Source organism: Streptomyces sp. NPDC039736 (assembly GCF_055596485.1).
Genome location: NZ_JBVIUQ010000001.1, coordinates 1,139,863 through 1,162,704, shown reverse-complemented (window position 1 = coordinate 1,162,704; position 22,842 = coordinate 1,139,863). Strand labels below are relative to the sequence as shown.

Below are 22,842 nucleotides of genomic sequence, written 5' to 3'. Positions count from 1 at the left end.
CCCCGCGGAGCGGGTCCCCTTGCGCTGCGCGCAAGAAAGCGGAGGGGCTGCGCCCCTCCCGCTCCCGCTCCGCGTGAGCGGACGCAGGGCGCTCCGCGCCCTGCCAGCCCGGCGCAGCCGGGCGGCTCCCTCCGCTCCGCTCCAGGAGCCCAGGGAAACCGGGCCGCTCCGCGCCCCGGCGGCCGGCCTCCGGTCCGACCCGTGGCCTTCGCTGCGCTCCAGCCACCCCGGGTGCGGGCCCCACTCCCCCACCGGCCAGGTGCGCCACGCTCCGCGCGGCCCACCCCCGGGGCCCGGGCCACAAGCAGTAGCAGGGGGAGAGGGGGTGGCGGTCGGTGAGCATCCGTCCGCTACGTTTTCGGGTCTTTCATGTCGCGCAGATAGTGCAGTGTCAGGAACAACATGGTTGGGAAGAGGACTGATCCGAGCCCTGTCAGGATCAGGGTCCACGTGTTCGGGTCCTCTCCCGTCGCCGTTATTAGGAATGTTGCCAGCTCGAGGATGGCGAACACAGCGAACACCCATACGTAGGCCTTGAGTTGCTTCGGAGTCGTGCCTTTGCCTAGGAACCAGTGCCCCTGATCTCTTCTCATGGCAGCGTGCTTCCCGCAACGCGCATCTCCATGCCCCTGATCGGCCTACGCGGTACATGCATCCACGGCTGAAAGCATCCTCAGTTCTGTGTGTTTCTTTTTTGAGGGTTGATAAGGTATGGACTCAGAGCCCACCACCCCGGACCCCTCCGGAGCGATATCGAGATCCATCATCCGGCCTTGCCGGTGCTCTGGTGAGGCAGAGCACCGAGCCGATCGCATCCGTCCAACCGTAGCCCTCGCGGCTCCCCTGCGTGCAGGTTTCCCGTTTCCCGCCGCTCGCATCGACCGGGTGGCACCCCAGGAGAAGGCAGGCGAATATGTCGAGCACAGACCGCGTTGACCAGCGCGAGGCAGCTCAGCGGGAAGCCATTGACGCGGTCGTGCGCGCCCTCGAACTGCCTGCACGATCGCTCGTGCCCGAGCGGGGGCTTCGAACGCAGGTGATCATGGCGACCGGGTCCGGGAAGACCCGGATGGCGGTCCGCAGCGCGGAGGAGCTCCACGCGGGCCGCGTCCTGGTGCTCATGCCCTCGCTGGACCTGCTCGCCCAGACCGAGGCCGCGTGGCGCGAAGGCGGCCGCCGGGGGCCGATGATCGGGGTGTCCTCGCTGCGGGGTGAGGAGGTGTCCTTCCCCAACACCACGGACGTGGACGAGCTGGTGGAGTGGACTCGGGGCCTGGACAAGGTCACCGTCTACGCCACGTACGCCTCCCTGGGCCTCGGCACGCTGGAGCGGGCGCACGCCGGGGGCCTTGCAGCCTGGGACCTGATCGTCGTGGACGAGGCCCACCGCGTTTCGGGCCGGATCGGGAAGCCGTGGGCGGTCGTCCACGACAACCAGAAGATCCCGGCCCTGCGCCGCCTGTACATGACGGCTACGCCCCGGCTCTGGCAGCTCGGGGACGAGGACGAGGCTGACACCCCGGGCGAGCTGGTCGCAAGCATGGAAGACGACCCCGAGGGCCCGTTCGGCAGCCGCTGCTTCACCCTGACCCTCTCGGAGGCGATCGACCGGGGAATCTGCGCCCCCTACCAGGTCGTCTGCGTCGACGTCACCGACACGGCTCTCCAAGCCGCGCAGCTCCTGGGCGCGGAGTCGCGGTCCGAGGAGGTGCGCGGGGCCCGGCTCGCCGCGCTGCAGACCGCCCTGGTGAAGGCGTCCGCGGAGGAGGGCTTCCGGCGCACGCTCGTCTTCCACCACGTGGTGAAGGAGGCTGAGGCGTTCGCGGCCGGTCTTCCCGACGTCGCCGAGCAGCTGCACGCATCCGATCCGGAGCTGTACCCGAAGACGATCTGGGCGGACTGGCTGTGCGGCGACCACAAGCCGCTCCACCGCCGCCGGCTCCTCGGGGAGTTCGCGGCCGGGATCGCCACGGACGGCACCGTCGTGGAGAAGTGCTCCCTGAGCTCGGTGAAAGTCCTGGGCGAGGGCATCGACACCAAGACCTGCGACTCCGTCTATTGGGCGGACGTACGCGGCTCCATGCCCGACCTCGTCCAGGCGGTGGGCCGGGCGCTGCGGATGCAGCCGGGCGAGGGCAAGATGGCCAGCCTGGTCGTCCCGGTCCTGCTCGGGCCGGGCGAGACAGCCGACAACATGCTCACGAGTCGGGCGTTCGGCGGGCTGGCGAAGCTGCTGGAGGCGCTGCGGGCGCACGACGCGCGGATCGTGGAGAGCCTCGCGGAGCAGCAGGCCCCGAGCCGCTACCAGCCCGTCAGCAAGGACGAGAACGGGACGAGCACGGGCGGGAGCGGCGAGGGTTCCGGTGGTGTCAGCGGCCCCGCCAAGGCGCTGCTGAAGTTTTCCACGCCCCGCGACCCGGCGCAGCTGGCCGCGTTCATCAACCTGCGGGTCCTCCACCCGGAGCACGAGCACTGGCGGCGAGGGGTGGAGGCCGCTGTCATCTACGCCCGCGAGCACGGCGACCTCCGCGTGCCGTTCACGTTCCGGGTGCCCGCTGCCGTCGACGGCCAGGAGGCCGACGAGGCCGGGTGGCCGGCTTCGCTCGCCGGGTTCCCGCTCGGGCAGTGGACCGCCGACGCCCGCCGGTTCTACGCCCGCGGCGACATGGACGAGGAACGCGTCGCCCAGCTGGAGAAGCTCGGCATGATCTGGTCGCACTACGACGTCGCGTGGGAGGAAGGCCTCTCCGCCGCGCGAGGGTGGGCCGCCGAACACGGGCACCTCCTGGCCCCGCTGGACGCCACCTTCCAGGGATACCGGGTGGGTATCTGGCTGAAGAACGCACGGGCCGCAGCGAGGAAGGCGATCGAGGTCGAGCAGCGGCTTGCCGAGGGACTGACCGTGGGGTCCTTGGCCGGAGCACTGACGGAGGGCCGGCGCGAGCAGCTCGATGAGATCGCCCCTTCGTGGTGCCCGGCCTGGCCGGTGGAATGGCAGCGTGCCTTCCACCTCGTGCGGATGCACCTGAACGCGGGCGAAGCGCTGCCCACCGGGGCGGGCGAGGTCCTACGCCAGGGCGAGGACCTCGGGCGGTGGGTGCAGTCGGTCCGGTACGGCTGGGACCAGCTCACCACCGTGCAGCAGTGGATGTGCGAGCAGGTCCTCGGGATCACACCCGCCAGCGAGGACGAGAAGCCGCGACGGCCCCGTACACAGGCCGACAAATGGAATGCCCACCTTGCCGCCGCCCGGCAGTTCTACGAGCGCGAGGGCCACCTCAGGGTCCCGCGCAAGCACGTGGAGACCGTGCTCGCCGAAGACGGCGGCCGGGAGGACCAGTACCGGCTCGGGGCGTGGGTCAACAACCAACGCAGCAGGGCCGCTGGGCTGTCCCCTGAGCGGGTCGAGCAACTGTCCACAATCGGCATGCGGTGGACGTAAAGGCACTCGTCCCCACCGCGCCGCGCACCAGCTGGCGCATCACGCGAACCCCGGCCGCCGAGACGTCGCCCGGTTCGTGGCGTTGCGGGTGCTGCATCCGGAGACCGACTACTGGCGGTCCGGGCTCGCGGCCGCGGTGCAGTACGCGAAAGAGGTCGCGAAGAACGGCGAGTTGAAGATCCCGTACGACTACGTCACGCCCGCGGATTGGGCGTCGGGCTCCTTCCCGCTGGGGACCTGGCTCAAGAAGCAGCGCCAGGACTACCGGGCCGGTGACCTGGCGGTGGAGCGGGTGCGAGAGCTGGAGAAGCTCGGGGTGGTATGGGCGCACCAGGACCATGCCTTCGAGGAAGGGCTCGCCGTGGCCCGCCGCTGGGCTGCCGAGCACGGGCACTTCCTGCCGCCGGCCACCGCGGTGTGGGATGAGTACCCCATCGGGACGTGGGCGAAGAACCTGCGCACGGCGGCCCGGCTCGCGGACGCCCGCGCACAGCAGGCGGAGCAGCTGGAGGCCGGGCTGCCCGACGGGGTGGCCACGGGTGGGTTGTCGCAGGAGCGGCGGGACGCTCTTGATGAGATCGACCCCGGCTGGTGCCCGGCATGGGACGCGGGCTGGCAGCGGTGCCTGCGGCTGGTACAGAACCACCTGGAGTACGGCGGCAGCATGCCGATGGGGGCCGGGGATGTCGTCATCCAGGGCGAGGACCTCGGACGGTGGGTACAAGGGTGCCGGTTCGGGTGGGACGCCTTGTTGCCCGCGCAGCAGTGGCTGCTGGAGAACGCCCTCGGGCTGGAGCCGGCGGAGGAGTCGGAGCGGCCGGTGAAGCGCACGCAGGACGACAAGTGGATGCTCAACCTCGCGGCGGCGAAGGCCTTCCACGCCCGTGAGGGGCACCTGAGGGTGCCGAGGAAGCACGTGGAGACCGTGGAGTCGCACGGCGGGCCGGGAGGCGTTCAGAGCGGCTCTGGCGACCTTGGAGTAGTGGACGTGAAGCTGGGGATGGTCCTGGACAACATCCGCAAGCGTGCCGACAAGCTCCCCGCCGAACGCCGGGCCGAGCTGGACGCGCTGGGGATGCGGTGGACGACAGTGAAGAAGGCGGCGGCACGATGAGCACGGATGCGTACACCAGCAGGCCGGTGGACCGGGCAGCGGAGGAGGTGCGGGAGGGTGCTGCGGACGCCGCTGGCCGGAGACTCGTACGCCGCCCGCACCCGCCCCGGCCATTTAGAAGAGATCGTCCAGCGGCCCGGCCAGGGATCCCCATGCGGACGTTGGGTCCCGGTCGGCATCCCTGTCCTTCTTGCGGTTGATCGGGAACATCAGCTGCGCGCTGAGGAGTACCAGTCCGAAGCCTGCCGCACACAGTCCCGCACGAGCCCACCACATGCTGCCCGTCCAGTCCTGGGGCGGTCCGATGATGGCCCACACGGCGAGGGACATGCCGACGAGCAGAACAACCACCGCACTGATGCGACGCAGAACGATCTTCATGTGGTGATGATCGCACTAAGAAGTCGTTGTTAGGGCGCTTGTTGGTTGTTGAGTGGTGTGTGACGGATCTTGTTGAGCGGCTGGTGCCGGACGATTTGTGGATGCTGTTTCGGCGAGTGGTACCAGCGGCTGGCGTGCGGCGGACGCAGGACGACAGGTGGCTGCTCAACCTCGCGGCGGCGAAGGCGTTACACGCCCGCGAGGGGCACCTACGGGTGCCGAGGAAGCATTGTGGAGTCCGTGGAGGTGCACAGCGGGCCGGGAGGCGCTCAGAGCAGTGCTGACGGCCTTGGAGTAGTGGACGTGAAGCTGGGGATGGTCCTGGACAACATCCGCAAACGCGCCGACAAGCTCCCCGCCGAACGCCGGGCCGAGCTGGACGCGCTGGGGATGCGGTGGACGACAGTGAAGAAGGCAGCGGCGCGATGAGCACGGATGCGTACACCAGCAGGCCAGTGGAGCGGGTGCCCGCCCCACTGGAAATGAGCGGGTATGTAGAGCGCCTTCTCACCCGCGTGGGCGGTTCTTCCCGTCCTGCAAAGCCTGATCCCACTGACGTCGAAGCAAGCTGAGACTGAACACCCCAGACGCGGGCGCACCAGCAACCACGACAGCCATCCACCACGGCGTATTGCCTCTCCACAGCAAAACGGCCGCTGCGGCCACCCACACACCTAAGGCAATAAGCGCGTACTTCGTCACCGGCCTCATGCCGACCAGCTACCCCCCACCACCACCCCGACACGACCAAGCAAAACCGAAGCGGCTGCCGACCCGGCGTCCACCTCCCGCTGGTCCCCTGGCTGATCTCTTTCACCAGGGAGCAGGGCCGCCCTGCTGGACGACGGCGTGACCGTCAGAGTCGATCTGCGCGTGGATCACGGTGTCGACCAGGGCCTGCGGATCGCCGTTGGAGCTGGCGCTCGCAGCCAGCACGAGGCGACTTGGTGGGCGAGGACAGTGACTAGGTCAGCTGTCCTCGCCGGGGCGCGCAAAATCGCTGTGCTCAGCTGCCGGTGCTGTTCGTCTCGCCGGTCACGGACATGTCCACGATTCCGTAGATGGTGAGCTTGGATGATCCCTGATCTCTGGCCTGCAGAGCAGGGGCGGGAGCGAGGGTGTAGACCGCGACGGGGGTGCCCGACCCGTCGATAACCGCGAGGCTCTGCGGGATGGCGGTTCCTCCGGTGATGACCAGCGCAGGCGTTCCGTCCGTGTAGCGCAGGCTCAGTGTGCCGATGTCTTCGGGCTTGACCTCGCTGACATCGATGACCTCGAACGGTGCTTGCTCCTCGCCGGCGGGCTCGGCAGCTGTCACGGTCTTCCCACGCTGGAGGATGTTGGTCTGCTCCTGCATCGCGCCCTCGGCGGTCTGAGCCATAGAGATGCCGTCGTTTGCGTTCTTGTGCGCCCTGTTTGCGTCCGCCATGCTGCTTCCCTCCTGTGGCCGACACATTGCCAACCAGACGGGAGCCTTTCACTACGCAGTGCCACGCAATGCGTGTTTCCGGCATGGTGGCCGGTACTTAACCTTTAAGAGGTAACCACCGCTCCGAGGCCCCTCCTTCTTCTACGCTCCGTCCTCGGGCGCCCCGAAACGAACGCGTCGCCCTGCCTGCCGCCGACTTCCTGTGGGACAGCGAGCCAAACGCCGTCATGTGGGCCGCCGTACGCCCGGGGCCGGCACGCTCCACACTCCGCGTGCATGGACGGTGGGGCGTCAACACCGCGATCGAGGGCGAAGCCAACTGAAAGGGAGGGGCCGCGCGCCGGAGACAGCGCGGCCCCTCCTCACCAGTGCCCTTCCTGGTTCAACGGCCGGACGGGGGCCACTTGCCGGTTGCGATCCAGTGCATGCCGAAGCGCTGCGAGATGAGGCCGTCGACGCACCGGTACTGGTCGATCCGCATGCTGTCCGCCGTGCTCTCAGCCTTGACCGTCAGGCACTTGTCCGCGAACGTCACGATCTTCCCCAGCCATTCGGGCGCGAGGAGGCGGAATTTCTGAGATTCGAGGCCCACGCACCGGTACTGGTCGATCGGCACGCTGTCCGCCGTGCTCTCAGCCTTGACCGTCAGGCACTTGTCCGCGAACGTCCTGATCTGATAAATCCGCACGATGTCGTCCGGGCTGGAAACCTTGGATGTCGCGGTGGCTTGCGGCACTCCCGCCAGACAGGACACGACTGCCGCCGCTGCGGCTGCCGTGGCCACCGACCGCCACAGCCTCCTGCTCGTCTTGCCGATCACTTTGACCTCCTGCATGCACGGCGGAGTGTTTCCCGCACTGGCAACGGCACCGGACCTGGAAGCCCAAGCCGCTCCAGTCATCGGACGGGCAGCGTGAGGGAGATGAGCCAAACCACTCGTGGAGGGGGCACACGACGCACTCTCAGGGAGCCGCCAGAACCCTCCCGCCCCGATCGCGTACGTCCGCCATGCCCGCCCGAAGGCACCGCCACGCAGGCGACATCGATGCCGTTCGGGACGCCGGGCCGAGCTGGACGCGCTGGGAATGCGGTGGACGACGGCGAAGAAGGCGGCGGCACGATGACCACGGATGCGTACACCAGCGGACCGGTGGAGCGGGCGGCGGAAGAGGTGCGGGAGGGGGCCGCTGTTGCGGTGCTGGCGGCCGCGGTGCAGTCGTACGCGGAGTTCGCGGTGCACGCGCGCTTCGACGCCGGGATGACCGGGGACGTCCTGCCCGTGCTGTGGTCGGTGATCCCCGAGGCGGAGCGGGAGACGTACCCGGGCCGGCTGGAGGAGTTCGTGGACACCTCCCGGGAGCGGCTGGTGCGGCTGTTCGCGGACTACGGGCCGCAGTCGGCGATCGCGAAGCACGGGCGGCACGAGCTGCTCGCGCACCCGGTGTCACTGATCGCGCTGGAACGGTTGACGGCGGCCCGCTTCGCTCTGGCCATGGGGTGGGACGGGGAGCTGCCCGACCGGTGGCTCAACGATCTCTGCGGCCCGTGGGGCATCGCCGAAGTGCTGTGAACCGGTGCTCTGGTACGGGGCGAAGCTCGACAGGCAGAGGGATGTGAGGGGTGGCGGACACCGCCAGGCGGAGTGCGGCGTGAGTGCGGTGGGGAACGAGTGGTACGCCCCGCGGCAGGAGCAGGGGACTCGGTGCGGTCACCGGTGGAACGGTATGAGTTCAGGCGGAGGCGATGCGGGCAAGGGCGCTCTGGAGTGTGCGGACTGCGTCCTCGGCTTCCGCGTACTGCTGAGGGGACGGCGAGACCGCACCGAAGGTGTGAGGGTCTTCGGCGGGCAGGGCGCGCCAGTGCAGGACGGGTGTGAGGGCGGTGGCGGCTGCGCCGAGGAACCAGGCCGTGTGGCCGTGGACGTGAGCGAGAGCGATGGCCAGAGCGGCGATGGCCTCCCGCAGGTGCTCCAGACGGTCGATCAACGCCAGCGCCTCCTGGTCCTCAGGCGCGCCGACGGCCGCCTCCAGGTCCAGGGCGGCCTTCGCGACCACCGCGCGATGTTCGGGTGTCAGGACCCACACCCCGTCACGGAGAAGCCCGTCGGCTTCCCCCGCCAAGTCCTCGATCAGCGACCTCATACCCATGCCCGAAATCCTATCTTTCCCGCTGGAAACCGTGGCCGGCTACTGGCATCGGACGGGGCGTACGAGCGCTTCCACAACTACACCCAGGAGGCGGCCCTCACGAACGTCCTCCATGACAAGCCCGCACCCGCAGCCGTCATGGCGGGCCCGGTGGCGCTGGAGACAGCCTTCCCGTGCCGCACAAGCTGGCCGGCGGCGGGTGCCGGGCGCCGCCCGGCCCCGGCATCAGGGAGAGTCGCCCGACCAGTCCCAACGGTTCCGCTCGCTGGGCCGAGGGTCGTACAGAGCGCGGCCGCCATCGCCGAACTGCCCGCGCTCGGTCATCAGCGCGGCACCGTCACTAATCTCGTCCGCGATGTGGCTCTGTCAGCCGTCGTCTGCCTGGTGGCTCGCAGAACAATGTGTTGTGCACTTCCGCTCTGGGCGCTGCGGCTCATACACGGTGTTCTGCAACGAATTGGTTCGGCGGATGACGTTGGCTGAAGGTGTCAGCTACAGGCGGGCGGATCTTCCAGCAGACGATCGATGTGGTGTTGGAGGACGGCCAGCGCCGCAGTCGAGGTGTGATGGCCTGCCAGGACGTGGGCCGTGAGGCCGTCGGCCAGGGCGAGGAGCGTTTGCGCCTCAAGGTCCGGGTCGAGGTCCTGGCGAACTTCCTGGGTGTCCTGGCCGTAGCGGATGAGCCATACGACGAGGTCGTGGAGCTTGGCGTAGGTCTCGTGCAGCACCGCGGTCAGTTTCTCGCTGGCAGGGGCTTGGGCGACGAAGGCCAGCCAGACGTGGGCCTGTTTCGTCGATCCCTCGTCGAGCAGGGCGATTTCGGCCAGGGTGTGGGAGAGCAGAGTCGAAGCGGCCTCGGGGGTGGAGGTGGCGGCGATGCGCCGGTCGGCACGTTCGCTGACATATTGGGTGATGTGCTCCAGGGCGAAGAGCAGCATGTCCTGCTTGTTGCGGAAGCACCGCTGGACGGCACCCATGGACACGTGGGCCTGGGCGGCGACATCGCGGAGGCTGACAGCCTCCATTCCGGAGGATGCGATCAGGGTGCAGACCGCGTCGGCGATGCGCTGGCGCCGGTCCTCGTAATCGACCTGCTTGGGCACGGTCTGCTCCTTCTTTTTTCGATGCACTTGCATCATATCCCGATCGCACTGCACGATGTGATGCGAACGCATCAGAACGATGTGTCTACGCCGAGAGGGGAAGCCACCCATGGCAAAGCAGCTCAAGAGGTCGAAAAGCAGCTCAGGCGAAGGACTGCTGTGGCTGTTCGGCACCATCCTCGTTGTCCAGGGTTTCGGCTCGGCCATCACGGAAGCCAGGTGGAATACGAGCTTCGGTGTCGCTGGCCTCCTGCGGGCAGCTCATATGCCCGAGTGGACAACACTCCTGATCGGCTTCGCGGGTGTAGTCCTGCTGGGTACGGCGGCGCGCGCTCACCATGCGCGGAGGCAAGCGAATCATCGCGCGTGAGGGGTCTTCGGCCTGGCCGACGCGTTGGGATGCCTCGGAGGACGGCGGGAGTGATCACGGCATCGGACTGCCTGGAGACCATGCACGACGCACACCTGGAGCGGGCCCGCACCATGCAGTCCATGACCGCGCGCCCATAACCCACGCCCGACGCGCACCAGCGCGGTGGAACGCACCGCACCGGCGCGGTGCGCCTCCACTCGGCGTGATGGTGCGGGGGGGCGTGCGGGAGTGGTGCGCGCACCGGGTGGAAGCGGTGCGGTGGACCGGATGAAGACGGTGCGTTTCTCCTTGACCTGAGCCCAGGTCAAAGACAAATGCACCGGGTGGATATGCGGCCCCACGCCCGTTGAGGTCGTCCACTTCCACTCGGTGGCCTCCACCCGGTGGGGTGGGTGCCCCTCACGGTGTCGTCCACTCTCCAACGATGGGCTCCACCGCACCGGGTGGGCGCCATCGGGTCCACTCAGTGGCCGGCTTCCCGGCCGCGGTGTGGTCCGGGTTGTTGTGGGCGGTGCGCCTGCTGGTCGTCCGGGCGCACCGCGGCGGCGTCGGCCTGTGCGGTGTGGCGGTTCGCGCGGGCACGGGAGTCGTTGACCGTCTTGGTGGCCGCCTCCCGGATGCGGCGCAGCCGGGTGGCGGTGAGATCGAGGGCTTCCAGGTCCGTGCGGGACTTCCGCAGGGCCCGCAGCGCCGTCATGTCGATCGCCTCCCCGCGACCGGGCTCCGGCTCGGGGTCGGCCAGCCGTGAGGGAGGGGCGGAGCGCCGGCTGAGCTGCCGTCCTCGGCACGGCCGGCGCGCGGTACGTCGTCCGCGCGCCGGCGACCGCCCGCCGGGTCAGCGGATCTGCAGGATGTGCAGCGTCGCGCCGAGCCCCTCCACGTCGCGGATGCCCGACCACTTGGGCAGGACCCGCACATGATCGCCGAGAAGTATCTCGACGTGGTTGTTGCCGGAGATGACGCGCGAAACCCGGGGCAGTCCCGGAGCCATGACGCCCGCGTTGGCGAAGCACGCGGTCCTGCCGCCGTCGAACCACACCTTGACCAGGTCCGTACGGTCGCCGCAGGCCGTCTGGTTGACCGCGGCAGCCGGGGAGACGGACACGAGAGCCGTCGTGGCTCCCACTGCCAGGACCAGGCCGAGCCGGGAGATGGTGCGCTTCATGAGTGAGGTGTTCCTTCCACTGGAGTCGGGGTGTCGGCGAGCAACACCGTTCGGTCCGCTGAACGAGGTGGAGGGCGCTCCGGTTCACCTGGAGGTGGCGGCGGCTGGTGGCCTGGCTCCGGTCCCCCGCCGCGCGCCGAAGGGCACGACAAGGAGACGACAAGGTGCAGCGAAGGGGGCCCGGCAAATGTGGAGCCGTTCACCCGCTCGTGCGGGAAGAGCACGCCGCAGCAGCACACTTGAACAGGAACGGGTGCGACACATGAACGAGCTCATGGCAGCGGGGACCACTCCCCTCGCCCCGAAACGGACGCATGCCCACCACGTCGTACCGGACACCGACTGCGACGCCTTCGTACGCGACATCTACGACCGGTACGAATCGCTAATCCTCCAGTACGTCACGCGACAGCTGGACGGCGACTGGCACAAGGCGCAGGACATCCTCCAGGAGACCGCGGCCCGCGCCTGGAAGCACGCCAGGTTCCTGCGCACCCGGCAGGAGCACATCCGGCCGTGGCTGTACACGGTGGCGAGGAACCTCGTCATCGACCATCACCGGGGCCAGCAGATCCGGCCGCTGGAGTTCACGGCCGAGGACCTGGACACCTCCTGGGACACCACGGAATCCTCGATCACCTCCCACGCGGTGCTGGAGGCTTTGCGGCAACTGAACGAGCAGCAGCGGGCCGTCATCCGCCTCATGTACTCCCTGGAATGCAGCGTCGCCCAGGCGGCCGAGCACCTCGGCATACCGCCGGGCACCGTCAAGAGCCGCGCCTTCTACGCCGTGCGCGCGCTGCGCGGGGCGCTGGAGAAGCAAGGTGTGCGCGCGAAGTAGCCGCGGCGGCACGGTGAACCGGCTCGTGGGCGGCGACGTCGCCGGGCCGGTCCTGTCCGGTCGGCCCGGAAGTGGTCGGTGCGCACGCGGTCCGCGCCAGAGCGTGCGGCGTCGGTCAGGTTCCCTCCTGGTACCACACCGCCGTGCCGTACGCGTACCACCCGGCGTGCCGACTGCTGCCCCCGGCCCATTCCGCCTTGACCCCCAGAACCTCGTCGGCTCCGTCCGCGGCGGCGTTCACGGAGAGGGAGGAGAACGCGGCCGGCAATGAAGGTTTCTGGTCCGACCAGTAGACCACTCGTTGATGCCAGTCACCGTCACGAGAGGCGGTGTCCACGGTGGCGATCGGTACGGGGAAGGGCAGTTCGTCTCTTCTCGCGGGCATGGCGTGATCCTGCCCGTGCGCACCGACTTTGGCCAGGTCCGGCCGCCGGCCCGCTGCGCGTGCTTTCGGACGGTGAGTTGGCGGGGGCGCGTCGGATCCGTACCAGCCGCCTGCGGCAGGGTGCCCGAGCCCGAAGGACGGAGCGGTGCGGTGAGCGGCGCGAGACCCGATGGCGACGTCGGCCACGATGCGGGACCTGGCTCGGGGCCTGCTCCAGGACCGATACCCGGCTCAGGGCCGGGGCGGGCCCCGGGGCTTCGTCGGCGAGCGATGTCGACTGGGAGGTCGAGGGCCGCCGGCACGACACGCGGCCCGCGTAGTTCGCGCTGGTGACAGTCGGCGGGTCCGCCCTGACCGCCGGGTTGTGCTGGGCGGCGGGGATCACGGGCTGGGCAGGGGGGATACCGCTCGGCCTGGTGCTTTCGGTACTCATGGCCCTCGCCAGTGACCGGATTCTGGTGCGTCTGCAGAAGAGGACCGGTGCGTCCGTGCGGCGGGCGGCGGTGCTGCTGCGGTACGTGCGGCAGGAACGGATTCCGGCCGATCCCTGGGCCCGGCGGATCATGGCCGAACTGATCCGGGTCCGGATCGGCCGGCAGCGGGCGGGCGCGGGCTGGGTGGCGGGCCTGGCGGTCTCCGTGCCGGCCACCGCCGTCATGCTGGTCCGGGGACAACTCGTCCTGGGCATCGCGGCAAGCGTCTTCGCGGTCCTCGCGGTCGGCCAGTACCGCACCGCCGTTCGCGTCCGCGCCCGGCCGGCGCGGCTGGAGCGGCTGGAGCGGCTGGAGCGGCTGGAGATCGTACTGACGGAACCGGAGGACTGAGCTCCCGGGGCCCGCGGGGACTGCAGAGGGCGGCGGACATGCCCGGAGGCAACGATCGTGTCGGTGAACCCGGGTGGGTACGCACCCGGGTGACGAGGCATTACACCCGGTCGGTATCGGCCTCCGGCGCCGAAGCGGAACCGAAAGTCTCAGCATGTAGAACGGTCGGCCGGGGTGCCGGCCCGTTCCCGCGTTCTGCGTGCCGGTGGCGGGCGACGGTGGACGGGCCGCGCCGCGGCGGGCTGACCCGCCGCCACCACGACCGAACCCCCGTTCCCGCCTCCGGCCCGGCTTCACGCCTCTGACCAGCACCAAGACACCCGAGGGCACTCCGCTGCCAACGGGCTTGCGGGGTAGGAGGTTCCACTTCGTCGGACACCGTGCACAATGACTCGTCCGCTGATCACATTTTCGACGCATGCGGCTTCAAGTGGAATGAGTCTCCCTCCGACGATTGAGAACGTTTTCGTGTCAGCACATCCGGTAGGCCCGGAGCTCCGCTCGTCCTGCGGTTCGCCCGGCTTCCCGCACACCGTCTCCGCCCTCCGGCGGGGGGCGTACCGTCGCCCGGCACCGTCCAGGGGGCGGTCGTGACGTCCGCGCCGCTCACGGACCGGGAGATCTCCCTCATCCGCACGAGCCTGGCGGTGGTCGCACCCCGGGCGGCGGAAATGACCGTCTACTTCTACACCGTCCTCTTCGCCCGTTATCCCGCCGTACGAACGCTCTTCCCGGACAATATGGACGTCCAGCGCGACCGGCTGCTGCGCGGGCTGCTGCGCATCATCGATCTCGTCGACGACGTCGACAACCTCGTACGGTTCTGCTCCCGGCTCGGGCGCGACCACCGCAAGTTCGGGGCCCTGGAGGCGCACTACCCGGCCGTCGGCGAATGCCTGCTGGCTTCCCTGACCCGCTACGCCGGAACCGCGTGGAACGCCGAGGTCGGCGCCGCCTGGACACATGCCTACACCGTCGCCGCCCAGGTGATGACCGCGGCAGCCGCCGATGACACCCGCCTGCGGCCGGCCACCTGGGAGGCCGAGGTCGTGCACCACGTACACCGCGGGGACGGCATCGCCGAGATCACCGTCCGGCCCGACCTGCCCTACCCCTATGTCGCCGGGCAGTACGTCAGCATGGAAACGCCCTGGTACCCCCGTACCTGGCGGCACTACTCCCCCGCCCACCCACCGCGTGCGGACCACACACTCACCTTCCACGTCCGCGCGGTCCACCGGGGCCGGGTCAGCACCGCGCTCGTCCACCACGCCACCCCGGGACACCGGGTACGGCTGGGGCCCCCACAGGGTGACATGACCCTGGCGGCCGCGGGCGACCGCGACCTGCTGCTGGTCGCCGGCGGCACCGGGCTCGCACCGATGCGCGCCCTGCTGGAGGAAGCGGCCGCCTCCGGCATGCGCCGGTACGCCGACCTGTTCGTGGGTGCGCGGACCGCCCGGGAGCTCTACGGCCTCGACGACATGCTGCGCCTGGCGCAGCGTCACCACTGGCTGTCCGTCCGCGGGGCTGTCTCCCACGAGGACATTCCCGGGCAGATGGGCACACTCCCGCAGGTCCTGCGCGAGTTCGGGCCCTGGAACCAGCACGAGGCATTCCTGTGCGGGCCGCCCGGCATGGTCACCGCGGCCGTGCACACCCTCCTTCAGCAGGGCACGCCCACAGCCCGCATCCACCACGACCCGCTCGACACACCGCTCTTCGACGCTCCCCTCTCCCCGCCCCGACCCGCCCAGGAGACCGACGCACCGTGACCCATCCCGACGCCGCCCCCTCGCAGGGAGAGCGCCTGCTCCAGGCCCACCTGGGCACCAGCGAGCGCGCCGACGCCTTCTACGACCGGCAGGTCCACCCCCACCTCACCCCGCCCATGCGGGACTTCATCGGCCGCCAGTCCATGGTCTTCCTCTCTACCGCCGACGCCCGCGGGCACTGCGACGCCACCTTCCGCGCCGGCCCTCCCGGCTTCGTCACGGTCCTGGACGAGCACACCCTGGCCTACCCCGAGTACCGCGGCAACGGCGTCCTCGCCAGCGCGGGGAACATCACCGAGAACCCGCACATCGGCCTGCTCTTCATGGACTTCACCCGCGACCACATCGGACTGCACGTCAACGGCTCCGCCCGGCTCCTCGGAGAACAGGAGCTACGCGCCGCCCACCCCTGGATACCCGTCGACCCCGCTCCGGGACGGCAGGCAGTGCTGTGGACGTATATCACCCTGCACGAGGCGTACGTGCACTGCTCCAAGCACATCCCGCACCTCGAACCGGCCCCCCGCCCCCTGCGGCTGACCCGGGCCCGCCCCCGCGACCCCGACTACTTCACCGAACCGGTCGCGGCGCCCACGACCGGCGAGGCGGAACCCGCCCCGGCACCCGCCGGCCCCGCGCACGCCCGTGCGGCCGAGCTCCCCCTGACCGGCTCGCACGAACACTGAACGGATCCCGGCCGCGCTTTCGGCACCGGCCGGCCCGATATGCCTTCTTCGGGGAATCGCCCGCGGCGAGCCGGTCGGCCCCGATCCGGTCCGCGTCCGGGTGGCGGCCCCGCTCGCCGAACAGGTTCCGCAGCTGCGCCTCGGTGACTTCCTCACCCGGTGCGAGCCCGAGCGCAGCGAGGCCGCGGCCCACCACCAATGAGCACCGCCTGCAACAGCCCCCGGCACCCGCCGGGGGCTTCGTCGTGCTGCCCGGAGGAGACCACCGTGCCCACCTTCGAGCCCCTCCCCCGCTTCACCACCGACCTCCAGCACCTCACCCCCGCCCAGCGCCGGCGCTCCGCCGCCTCGTCCTGGACGCCTTCGTCCCCGGCCTGCGCACCGGCCGCCAGTTCCGCCCCGGCCTACGGATCAAGAGGGTGCGCCGCGCGCCGGGTGTCTACGAGCTCACCCGGGCCCCGGACGGGCGCCCGACGTGGTCGTACGGCGAGGAGATGGTCGCCGGACTTCCCCACGTCGTGCGGCACCGGATCGGGACCCACAGCATCCTGAACCGGCCTCTGGCCGAAGGCCGTCCTGCGGGCGGTTGTCGCCAGTGGGTTCTTCCTGACCGAGGCGGGCAGCGGCCACCGGGTGGCGGCGGGCGCCGTCACCGGTGGCGCGGCTCGGCCGATGCGGCGCGGGGCGGCCGTCGAAACCGCCCCGCGCCGCTCGCCGCCCACCCGCCCGGCCCTGTCGTCCGTGTGGAATGCGGGGTTTCGGGGTACCCCGAAACCTCGTGCATGCGTACCGGTGCGTGCGCCTGTGCCCGTACGCGGCCCCGACGATCGCCCGAAGCAGCCGCCCGCACTCGGTACGCACCCCCACCCGAGGAGCTGAAAACCGTGACCGACGTTTCGAACATGGGCACGCCCGCGGACGACCCGAACGCCGACCGCCCGGCACTCACCGACCGCCAGGGCCACCCCGTCTACGACAACCAGAACCAGCGCACGGTCGGTGCCCGCGGCCCGGCGACGCTGGAGAACTACCACTTCCTGGAGAAGATCAGCCACTTCGACCGCGAGCGCATCCCCGAGCGCGTCGTCCACGCGCGCGGAGTCACCGCCTACGGCCGCTTCGAGGCGTACGGGAAGTGGGGCGACGAGCCGATCAGCCGCCACACCCGCGCCAAACTCTTCCAGGAGGCCGGCAAGCAGACCGAGGTCGCCGTCCGCTTCTCCACCGTGATCGGCGGCCGCGACTCCTCCGAGGCGGCCCGCGACCCGCGCGGATTCGCCGTCAAGTTCTACACGGAGGACGGCAACTGGGACCTCGTCGGCAACAACCTCGGGGTCTTCTTCATCCGGGACGCGGTGAAGTTCCCCGACGTCATCCACGCGCTCAAGCCCGACCCCGTCTCGCACGAGCAGAAGCCGGCGCGGATCTTCGACTTCATGTCGCAGACCCCCGAGAGCATGCACATGCTGGTCAACCTGTTCAGCCCGCGCGGCATCCCGGCCGACTACCGGCACATGCAGGGCTTCGGCGTGAACACGTACAAGTGGGTGAACGAGGCGGGCGGCACCGTCCTGGTGAAGTACCACTGGATGCCCAAGCAGGGCGTGCGGAGCATGACGGAGGAGGACGCCGCGAACGTCCAGGCGGGTGAACTCGGCCACGCCACCAAGGACCTGTACGAGGCGATCCGCCGGGGCGACCACCCGGAGTGGGAACTCCTCGTGCAGATCATGGAGGACGGCGAGCACCCGGAGCTGGACTTCGACCCGCTCGACGACACCAAGACCTGGCCCGAGCAGGAATTCCCGCCGAGGCCGGTGGGGCGCATGGTGCTCGACCGCACGGTGGACAACTACTTCGCGGAGAACGAGCAGATCGCCTTCGGCACCGGTGTCCTCGTGGACGGGCTCGACTTCTCCGACGACAAGATGCTGGTCGGCCGCACCTTCTCGTACAGCGACACCCAGCGCTACCGGGTCGGCCCCAACTACCTCCAGCTGCCCGTCAACCAGGCCAAGCACGCACAGGTGCGCACCAACCAGCGCGACGGCGCGATGGCGTACGACAACGGGGCCAGGAACGACAACCCCGAGGTCAACTACGAGCCGTCGATCACCGGCGGGCTGCGGGAGGCCCAGTACCCCACGCACGACGAGCAGGGCCCTGAGATCCGGGGCCGTCTCACCCGCAAGCGGATTCCGCGCACGAACGACTACCTCCAGGCCGGACAGCGCTACCTGCTGCTGGAGGACTGGGAGCGCGACGACCTGGTGCACAACTTCGTCTCCCTGATCTCCCAGTGCGACCGGGCGGTCCAGGAGCGCATGGTCTGGCACTTCCTGCTGGTGGAGAACGACCTCGGGCTGCGGGTCGGCGAGGGTCTCGGCCTCACACCCTCCGACGTGTCCCACCTCAAGCCGCTGGACGGCCAGACGCTCACCGACGAGGACCTCAAGAGGCTGGAGCACCTCGGCGACAACCCGCCGCGCGACGTCTCCGGGCTGACGATGACGCACTGCGTGCCTGACACCCGGCACGTGGTCACGCGCTGACTCGGACGCGGCAGCCGGCTCCCGCGCCCGCGCGGAAACGCTCACGGAGCGTGAGAACGGGCGCGGCCGGAGGGGCACGCACGGTGCCTGTGAGGCAGGAGGTGACAGCGGGCTGAAAGGGGCCACAGAGCTTGCACAGAGCGTCACCGAACGAGGTTGGGGTCCGGCCCTGGGGGTAAATCCAGGGCAGAAGTGGTGGGGCGGCTCGGGACCCTGGCGGCTCCCGGCACAGCGCGGCGTCGGTCGGTCGCAGGCGTGCCCGCCTCTCGGTCGAAGTACCCGGAGCCTTCCTGTGGTGCGGGTCCCTGAGCGGCGTGGCACTGCACGTGCCACATCGGCTTGCGCCCTGGGGCGATGAGGTGCGGATCATGTGCGAGGACTCTGGGCTTTTCTGTGAGATCGAGGTCCGGGAAGCCGGAACGGTCACTGTCGTCGAGCTCAGCGGGGAGCTGGACCTGTGGGCCGGAATGCGGCTCGGTCCCGCTCTGATGCGTCTCGCCGACAGGCCGGCGGCGGATCTGGTGCTCGATCTGCGGCAGGTGGGCTTTCTGGACTGCGGAGGCATCGGCATGCTGTGCCGGGTCCGGAACCAGGCCCTGGCGCGGAACGGCCGGTTACGGGTCGTCGTCGACAGCCCGCTGCTGCTGCGCACGCTGCGGATCCTGGGGCTGGAAGGGCCGCTCGGGGTGATGCCCGGCCCGGACCGGATTCCGGCGCAGGCGGTGGAGACCTCGGGCTGACCGGTCGCGGACGGGTCCGGCCCGTCGGCCCGCCCGGTGTGCGGGGGCGGGCCGGTCCGTCCGGGCATTCGGTCCCGCGTCCGCCTGCCTCCGCGCCAGCGGTCAAGCTCTGCGTCAGCGGTCAAGTTCGGAAACAACGTCCATCTCGAACACCGGTGTTCTCCTCCGGCACGGGCATGCCGGCCACCGCGGCCAGCCACACGTCCGCGATCACCGGTGACCAGCGCGCGGCCCGACAGCCCGCTGAGGTAGTTGTTGCCAAGACGTACATCCGCAGGTTGTTGACCCCTGCCCCGTCTCGGCAAGGTTCGCGCTGGCCAGCTCTTGAGCGACCTCAGCACCTCCGAACGCCGCCGCGTGGAGGGCTCGGCGCCCGGCAGCGGGAACGCCTGCTCAAACTCTTTTCGCAGCAGGACTGACCGGCTGCGGCCCCTCGGCGCATGTCCAAGCGGCGTGGCGGTGATCACCAGGAGGGAAATCCAGCATGTGGCCTACGCCCGATGTGCACCGATGCGGTGGAACGCACCGATCCGGTGCGGAGCGCCTCCACGCGGTGCGATGAAGTGGAGTGGGCCCGGGCTGAGGCGGCGCGTTTCTCCTTGACCTGAGCTGAGGTCAAGGAGAAACGCGCCAGGCGGTCGGGCGGCCCCACGCCCGTCGATGCCGTCCACTCTCAAGCGGTGGGCTCCATCGCGCTTTCTCCCCCTGTCGTTTGCTCGAGAACGTGGTGACAAGTGGGAACGTCTGTTACTGGACCGCCATGCCCACACTGGCGGTCAGACCGTCGACGGCCGCCTGTCCCCCGGACGTTACCGGGGCGTGCACGGACACCACCGCCGGCAACGAACCACAGCGCGGGCACGGACATGCAGTTTCCCACCCACGCCGACAAGGAGGGCCGGTCGCCCAGAAAGCACACTCCGCACAGCACCGACAATGCGACCCCGGTCACAGCACTCGGATTCCCTCGGTGTCCTTCGGGAGAGTCGGCAGGTCGAGGGTCTCGCACAGGACGCGGGCCCGCATCGGGTCGCCGCAACGCTGGAGGAGGGGCGCTATCTGCTTCGGCCGGATGGAGTGGACGACACGTACGACTGATCACGTGCACGCTCGCAGGCAGTCGGCCTGCCTGCGAGCGTGCACGTGGACAGCTGGCTGACGGCGCACCGGCCACGACACGGTCAGGCGGGAACGCCGTCAGTCATGTCACCAGCGGGTGATACCCATCACCCGCGCCGCGTCGTGGACGGCCTCCCAGTGGTACAACGACATGCCCGACCGCTTGATCGGAACGTTACGGTCTTCGCTGCGGAACTCGTCCCGCGAGCAGGACAGGATTTGGATGCCGTACCAGACCGGTACGGCACGAACGCCGTGGGCGACATGGGACTTGGCCGCGTTGTAGCTGCCGGCTTTTGCCAGGATGCTCCGGGCCTTGTTGTACCTCGCGGCGGAGACCGTGGACGGGTTCGCCGCCACGCGAGGCGCGGGTGCGGCGGCGGACTTGGGAACGCCGTAACAACGCGGCGTCGGATCCCCGGCGGGGGCGGCGACAGCAGAGGGGGCAGCGGCGGCTGAGGGGACGGCGACGGCTGGGGGGACGGCTACTGCGAGGGCTGCGGCCGCCAATGCAGCGGCCAGCGTGGTGCGGAGAGCAAGTTTCATGGCTGTGAGTCCTCATACTGGGGGATGGTGATACGAGTTCGATGACGGGCCACTGGCTACCCGTTCGCGATCATCAAGTCGTCTGACTTCGCGGAACGGTTTGAACCTGTCGAGCGCACCAGGCGGCGCTGGCCATCGCCTCTGCTCCCGGCTCGCAGGCGCCGAGCAACATCGGGGGCACGACGGCGGCGGCAGCTGCGGCCCGCAGCCTTCGGGGTGTACGCATGGATCTCCTGGTCTTCGATCTCGCATGGAGTCAGCCGGTCACGCTGACGGCCCCATTGCGCACCATGCCCTAGGGGCATGGTCAAGCGGTGTTCGTTCCCCGGCGGTGTCGTCCTGCGAAAGCAGTTCGTGCACGCGTCGCAGGACGTCGAGCTGAGTCTCGTTGTAGAACTCGGCCAGCGCCTGCACGACAACCGACTGAGTGATCGCCCCTTCCCGCCGGGAGGACGCTTCCAGGTCACCCAGGAATGGGTGGTCCTTCTGCTGGTTGCGGGCTTTCGGCGCGAGGCGCACAGCGAGCTGCCGCCGCACGTCATCGGGCGTGTCTGCGGGGAGGGACTCAAACCGTGCACCGACGTCGCTGCGAGGTGCCGAGAGCTGCTCCTTGAGAGCGGACATCGCCGCGGGGGTGACGAAGCTGGAGTACGCCAGCAGGAGGGAGCGCTGCGACTCCGGCAGATCGTCGGCGAGCGCGTTGAAGTCCGCGGGCAATTCACCTTATGCCGAGGAGACGACGACGATGGGACAGCAAGCGTCGCCGAATTGGTGGCGACCGTCAGCAAGAGCGCGAACAGCCACGCGCGAGGAGTGCCAATGAGTCAGAAAAAGGGCGGAAAGTCGGATCCGGCTGCGCATAAGGAGCAGCCTGTAGCAATCCTTTCGGAGGAGCTGTTCGTCGTTCACACGAAGAAGCAACTCGATCCCAAGGCGGCCTCGGCGGTGGCTGCGGGGCTGATTTACGTGATGTTGGAGATCTTGGATGGCGCTTATGACCTCCGGCTGGAGGCGGACGCCGGCGAGGCGGGTGACAAGGAGATCCAGCCTCGCCAGGTGGAAGACGCGATCCGAGCGGACAACGACTTGCGCCGCTTGCTGTCCGTCTGGTGCTCGAGAGGGCACCGGCTGCCCGGGCCGAGCCTCGGCCTGTGAAGCAGCCCGTGGCGAGCACTTCGGACGGTGCCCTTGAGGGCGCCGTCGTCCGAATGATGAGCGCGCTCAGCCCGGATGGATCCGTCACTGTCAGCGCGTCGGCCAAGAGTGTCCTCGCCGACCTGCTCACCCTTCTCATCGAACAACTGATGGACGCCGCCGACGTCATCTGCGCAAGGATCAGCAGCAACGTCATCCACGCTGAAGATGTCCGCGCGGCTGTCCAGGTGATGCTGACCGGCGAACTGCGTCGGCTTGCCGACCGGGAGGTCAGCAACGCGATCGCCAAGTACGGGGCGCCACGCTGATGACCCTCGGGAGGAAGTGGTACCCGTGATGCCGTGTGCGGCTTCCCCGCCCCGGCTGGGCGCGTCAGTTGAGGCCACCGAGATCCGCGCGGCCTGCCGTCGTGCTTGCGGAAGCCTCGTCAGTCCCGGGCGTCCAGACGGTGCCTGGGAGGGGGAGATCGTGGGGAGCACCACGGCCCTGTCCCTGTGCGTCATCGTCCGGCCGGTGGTGGGACGGCCGGTGGATGAGGTTTTGCGGCGGGCCGTCTTGCGGCATCCCCGTACCGCGATGCCGGGAGGCGGATGCGGCCTGGATGCGCAGGTCGCACCGTCGCTGTACCCGACGGTTCTCGCGTACCTGGCACTGCGTCTGCTGGGCCTGCCGCCGGGCCAGCAGATGTGGAACAGGCCACGCAGTAACTCTGCGGAAGCCGGGCGGCGCGCGTGCGCGGTTCCCGACCGCGGGGAGCTGTGGCTGGGGCCCTGCTCGGCCTGCGGCGCTACGGGACGGTGGCTTCTGTCCCGCCTGAGCGGTTCTGCGCGCAGGTCAGGGCGCTCGGACAGATGCCGGACTCCGGGCTCCGTCGGCACCAACAGGTTGTCGAACGCGCGGAGTTCCGGGCCGAGGACGCAGAGGAGCCGTCCTAGCTGTGGACCGACGTCGATCACTTGGTCCGCGCTGTCGACCAGCTGACCGTGGAGAGCCGACAGATACGCGGTGCACTGTCACAGTGCAGCTCTTCCGTTCGACTGCCGCCAACCCTGCCCAGCCGGATCG

General features: G+C 69.5%; 25 protein-coding genes. 14 read left to right on the top strand and 11 right to left on the bottom strand.

Annotation, left to right across the window (positions count from 1 at the left end):
• Window positions 1-913 precede the first annotated feature (913 nt).
• Both ACZ56L_RS04940 and ACZ56L_RS04935 read left to right on the top strand, forming a co-directional pair.
• On the top strand, window positions 914-3,442 hold the full coding sequence (locus ACZ56L_RS04940) for a helicase associated domain-containing protein (RefSeq protein WP_471061591.1): 2,529 nt from the start codon (window positions 914-916) through the stop codon (window positions 3,440-3,442).
• A gap of 88 nt (window positions 3,443-3,530) precedes the next feature.
• Entirely contained in the window at window positions 3,531-4,556 is a 1,026-nt protein-coding gene (locus tag ACZ56L_RS04935; protein WP_471061589.1) for a helicase associated domain-containing protein, read from the top strand.
• Between the two features lie 114 nt (window positions 4,557-4,670).
• On the opposite strand, the gene ACZ56L_RS04930 is transcribed toward ACZ56L_RS04935, so the two are convergent.
• Window positions 4,671-4,937: a hypothetical protein gene (locus ACZ56L_RS04930; RefSeq protein ID WP_468693232.1), complete on the bottom strand. Its 267-nt coding sequence runs from the start codon at window positions 4,935-4,937 to the stop codon at window positions 4,671-4,673.
• Between the two features lie 303 nt (window positions 4,938-5,240).
• Between ACZ56L_RS04930 and ACZ56L_RS04925 the strand changes: the two genes are divergently transcribed.
• The gene (locus ACZ56L_RS04925; protein WP_471061585.1) at window positions 5,241-5,366 is read left to right on the top strand and encodes a hypothetical protein; all 126 of its coding nucleotides are present in this window, start codon (window positions 5,241-5,243) and stop codon (window positions 5,364-5,366) included.
• Window positions 5,367-5,750: 384 nt separating this feature from the next.
• Here the strand turns inward: ACZ56L_RS04925 and ACZ56L_RS04920 are convergent, their stop codons facing one another.
• From ACZ56L_RS04920 to ACZ56L_RS04910, 3 genes are all read right to left on the bottom strand, one after another.
• Window positions 5,751-5,873, bottom strand: a complete 123-nt coding sequence (locus ACZ56L_RS04920) for a hypothetical protein (protein WP_471061582.1) — start codon at window positions 5,871-5,873, stop codon at window positions 5,751-5,753.
• A 70-nt stretch (window positions 5,874-5,943) separates the two neighbouring features.
• On the bottom strand, window positions 5,944-6,366 hold the full coding sequence (locus tag ACZ56L_RS04915) for a flagellin N-terminal helical domain-containing protein (protein WP_471061579.1): 423 nt from the start codon (window positions 6,364-6,366) through the stop codon (window positions 5,944-5,946).
• Window positions 6,367-6,748: 382 nt separating this feature from the next.
• Window positions 6,749-7,186, bottom strand: coding sequence for an RICIN domain-containing protein (locus tag ACZ56L_RS04910; RefSeq protein WP_471061576.1), 438 nt, complete (start codon window positions 7,184-7,186; stop codon window positions 6,749-6,751).
• Window positions 7,187-7,486: 300 nt separating this feature from the next.
• Between ACZ56L_RS04910 and ACZ56L_RS04905 the strand changes: the two genes are divergently transcribed.
• A complete protein-coding gene (locus tag ACZ56L_RS04905) occupies window positions 7,487-7,936 on the top strand; it encodes a hypothetical protein (protein WP_471061573.1) in 450 nt (149 codons plus the stop codon).
• 160 nt (window positions 7,937-8,096) lie between these two features.
• Here the strand turns inward: ACZ56L_RS04905 and ACZ56L_RS04900 are convergent, their stop codons facing one another.
• Both ACZ56L_RS04900 and ACZ56L_RS04895 read right to left on the bottom strand, forming a co-directional pair.
• The gene (locus ACZ56L_RS04900; RefSeq protein WP_471061571.1) at window positions 8,097-8,513 is read right to left on the bottom strand and encodes a hypothetical protein; all 417 of its coding nucleotides are present in this window, start codon (window positions 8,511-8,513) and stop codon (window positions 8,097-8,099) included.
• 488 nt (window positions 8,514-9,001) lie between these two features.
• Complete coding sequence (locus ACZ56L_RS04895; RefSeq protein WP_471061568.1) at window positions 9,002-9,616, bottom strand: TetR/AcrR family transcriptional regulator; 615 nt, start codon at window positions 9,614-9,616, stop codon at window positions 9,002-9,004.
• Between the two features lie 109 nt (window positions 9,617-9,725).
• Between ACZ56L_RS04895 and ACZ56L_RS04890 the strand changes: the two genes are divergently transcribed.
• Window positions 9,726-9,986: a hypothetical protein gene (locus tag ACZ56L_RS04890; protein ID WP_471061565.1), complete on the top strand. Its 261-nt coding sequence runs from the start codon at window positions 9,726-9,728 to the stop codon at window positions 9,984-9,986.
• A gap of 466 nt (window positions 9,987-10,452) precedes the next feature.
• On the opposite strand, the gene ACZ56L_RS04885 is transcribed toward ACZ56L_RS04890, so the two are convergent.
• On the bottom strand, window positions 10,453-10,686 hold the full coding sequence (locus ACZ56L_RS04885; RefSeq protein ID WP_471061562.1) for a hypothetical protein: 234 nt from the start codon (window positions 10,684-10,686) through the stop codon (window positions 10,453-10,455).
• Between the two features lie 138 nt (window positions 10,687-10,824).
• Complete coding sequence (locus tag ACZ56L_RS04880) at window positions 10,825-11,154, bottom strand: beta/gamma crystallin domain-containing protein (protein WP_471061559.1); 330 nt, start codon at window positions 11,152-11,154, stop codon at window positions 10,825-10,827.
• 262 nt (window positions 11,155-11,416) lie between these two features.
• Here ACZ56L_RS04880 and ACZ56L_RS04875 point away from each other — a divergent pair, with 262 nt between their 5' ends.
• Complete coding sequence (locus ACZ56L_RS04875) at window positions 11,417-11,995, top strand: sigma-70 family RNA polymerase sigma factor (protein WP_471061556.1); 579 nt, start codon at window positions 11,417-11,419, stop codon at window positions 11,993-11,995.
• Window positions 11,996-12,110: 115 nt separating this feature from the next.
• Here ACZ56L_RS04875 and ACZ56L_RS04870 read toward each other — a convergent pair whose 3' ends face one another.
• Complete coding sequence (locus ACZ56L_RS04870) at window positions 12,111-12,380, bottom strand: hypothetical protein (protein WP_468684923.1); 270 nt, start codon at window positions 12,378-12,380, stop codon at window positions 12,111-12,113.
• A 431-nt stretch (window positions 12,381-12,811) separates the two neighbouring features.
• Here ACZ56L_RS04870 and ACZ56L_RS04865 point away from each other — a divergent pair, with 431 nt between their 5' ends.
• The 5 genes from ACZ56L_RS04865 (at window position 12,812) to ACZ56L_RS04845 (ending at window position 18,957) form a co-directional block, all read left to right on the top strand.
• Complete coding sequence (locus tag ACZ56L_RS04865) at window positions 12,812-13,204, top strand: hypothetical protein (RefSeq protein WP_471061552.1); 393 nt, start codon at window positions 12,812-12,814, stop codon at window positions 13,202-13,204.
• Between the two features lie 590 nt (window positions 13,205-13,794).
• Entirely contained in the window at window positions 13,795-14,979 is a 1,185-nt protein-coding gene (locus tag ACZ56L_RS04860; RefSeq protein WP_468684920.1) for a globin domain-containing protein, read from the top strand.
• Window positions 14,976-15,665 carry a pyridoxamine 5'-phosphate oxidase family protein gene (locus tag ACZ56L_RS04855; protein WP_401759682.1) on the top strand — a complete coding sequence of 230 codons (690 nt, stop codon included), beginning with the start codon at window positions 14,976-14,978 and terminating at the stop codon, window positions 15,663-15,665. Before ACZ56L_RS04860 ends, ACZ56L_RS04855 begins: the two co-directional genes overlap by 4 nt.
• Window positions 15,666-16,549: 884 nt before the next feature.
• Window positions 16,550-18,217, top strand: a complete 1,668-nt coding sequence (locus tag ACZ56L_RS04850; protein WP_471061547.1) for a catalase — start codon at window positions 16,550-16,552, stop codon at window positions 18,215-18,217.
• Window positions 18,218-18,585: 368 nt separating this feature from the next.
• The gene (locus tag ACZ56L_RS04845) at window positions 18,586-18,957 is read left to right on the top strand and encodes an STAS domain-containing protein (RefSeq protein ID WP_471061544.1); all 372 of its coding nucleotides are present in this window, start codon (window positions 18,586-18,588) and stop codon (window positions 18,955-18,957) included.
• 1,206 nt (window positions 18,958-20,163) lie between these two features.
• Here ACZ56L_RS04845 and ACZ56L_RS04840 read toward each other — a convergent pair.
• Together ACZ56L_RS04840 and ACZ56L_RS04835 are read right to left on the bottom strand one after the other, a co-directional pair.
• Window positions 20,164-20,622: a hypothetical protein gene (locus ACZ56L_RS04840; RefSeq protein ID WP_471061541.1), complete on the bottom strand. Its 459-nt coding sequence runs from the start codon at window positions 20,620-20,622 to the stop codon at window positions 20,164-20,166.
• 264 nt (window positions 20,623-20,886) lie between these two features.
• Window positions 20,887-21,339: a hypothetical protein gene (locus tag ACZ56L_RS04835; protein ID WP_471061538.1), complete on the bottom strand. Its 453-nt coding sequence runs from the start codon at window positions 21,337-21,339 to the stop codon at window positions 20,887-20,889.
• 102 nt (window positions 21,340-21,441) lie between these two features.
• Here ACZ56L_RS04835 and ACZ56L_RS04830 point away from each other — a divergent pair, with 102 nt between their 5' ends.
• Genes ACZ56L_RS04830 through ACZ56L_RS04820 form a run of 3 tightly spaced genes read left to right on the top strand, consistent with a single transcriptional unit; the run spans window position 21,442 to window position 22,758 of the window.
• Window positions 21,442-21,777 (top strand): hypothetical protein, encoded by a 336-nt coding sequence (locus ACZ56L_RS04830; RefSeq protein WP_471061535.1) that lies wholly within the window; start codon window positions 21,442-21,444, stop codon window positions 21,775-21,777.
• Window positions 21,774-22,085, top strand: a complete 312-nt coding sequence (locus ACZ56L_RS04825) for a histone-like protein (RefSeq protein ID WP_471061532.1) — start codon at window positions 21,774-21,776, stop codon at window positions 22,083-22,085. The genes ACZ56L_RS04830 and ACZ56L_RS04825 overlap by 4 nt, the downstream gene beginning before the upstream one ends.
• A 28-nt stretch (window positions 22,086-22,113) precedes the next feature.
• Window positions 22,114-22,758, top strand: a complete 645-nt coding sequence (locus ACZ56L_RS04820; protein ID WP_471061716.1) for a hypothetical protein — start codon at window positions 22,114-22,116, stop codon at window positions 22,756-22,758.
• Window positions 22,759-22,842: the final 84 nt, after the last annotated feature.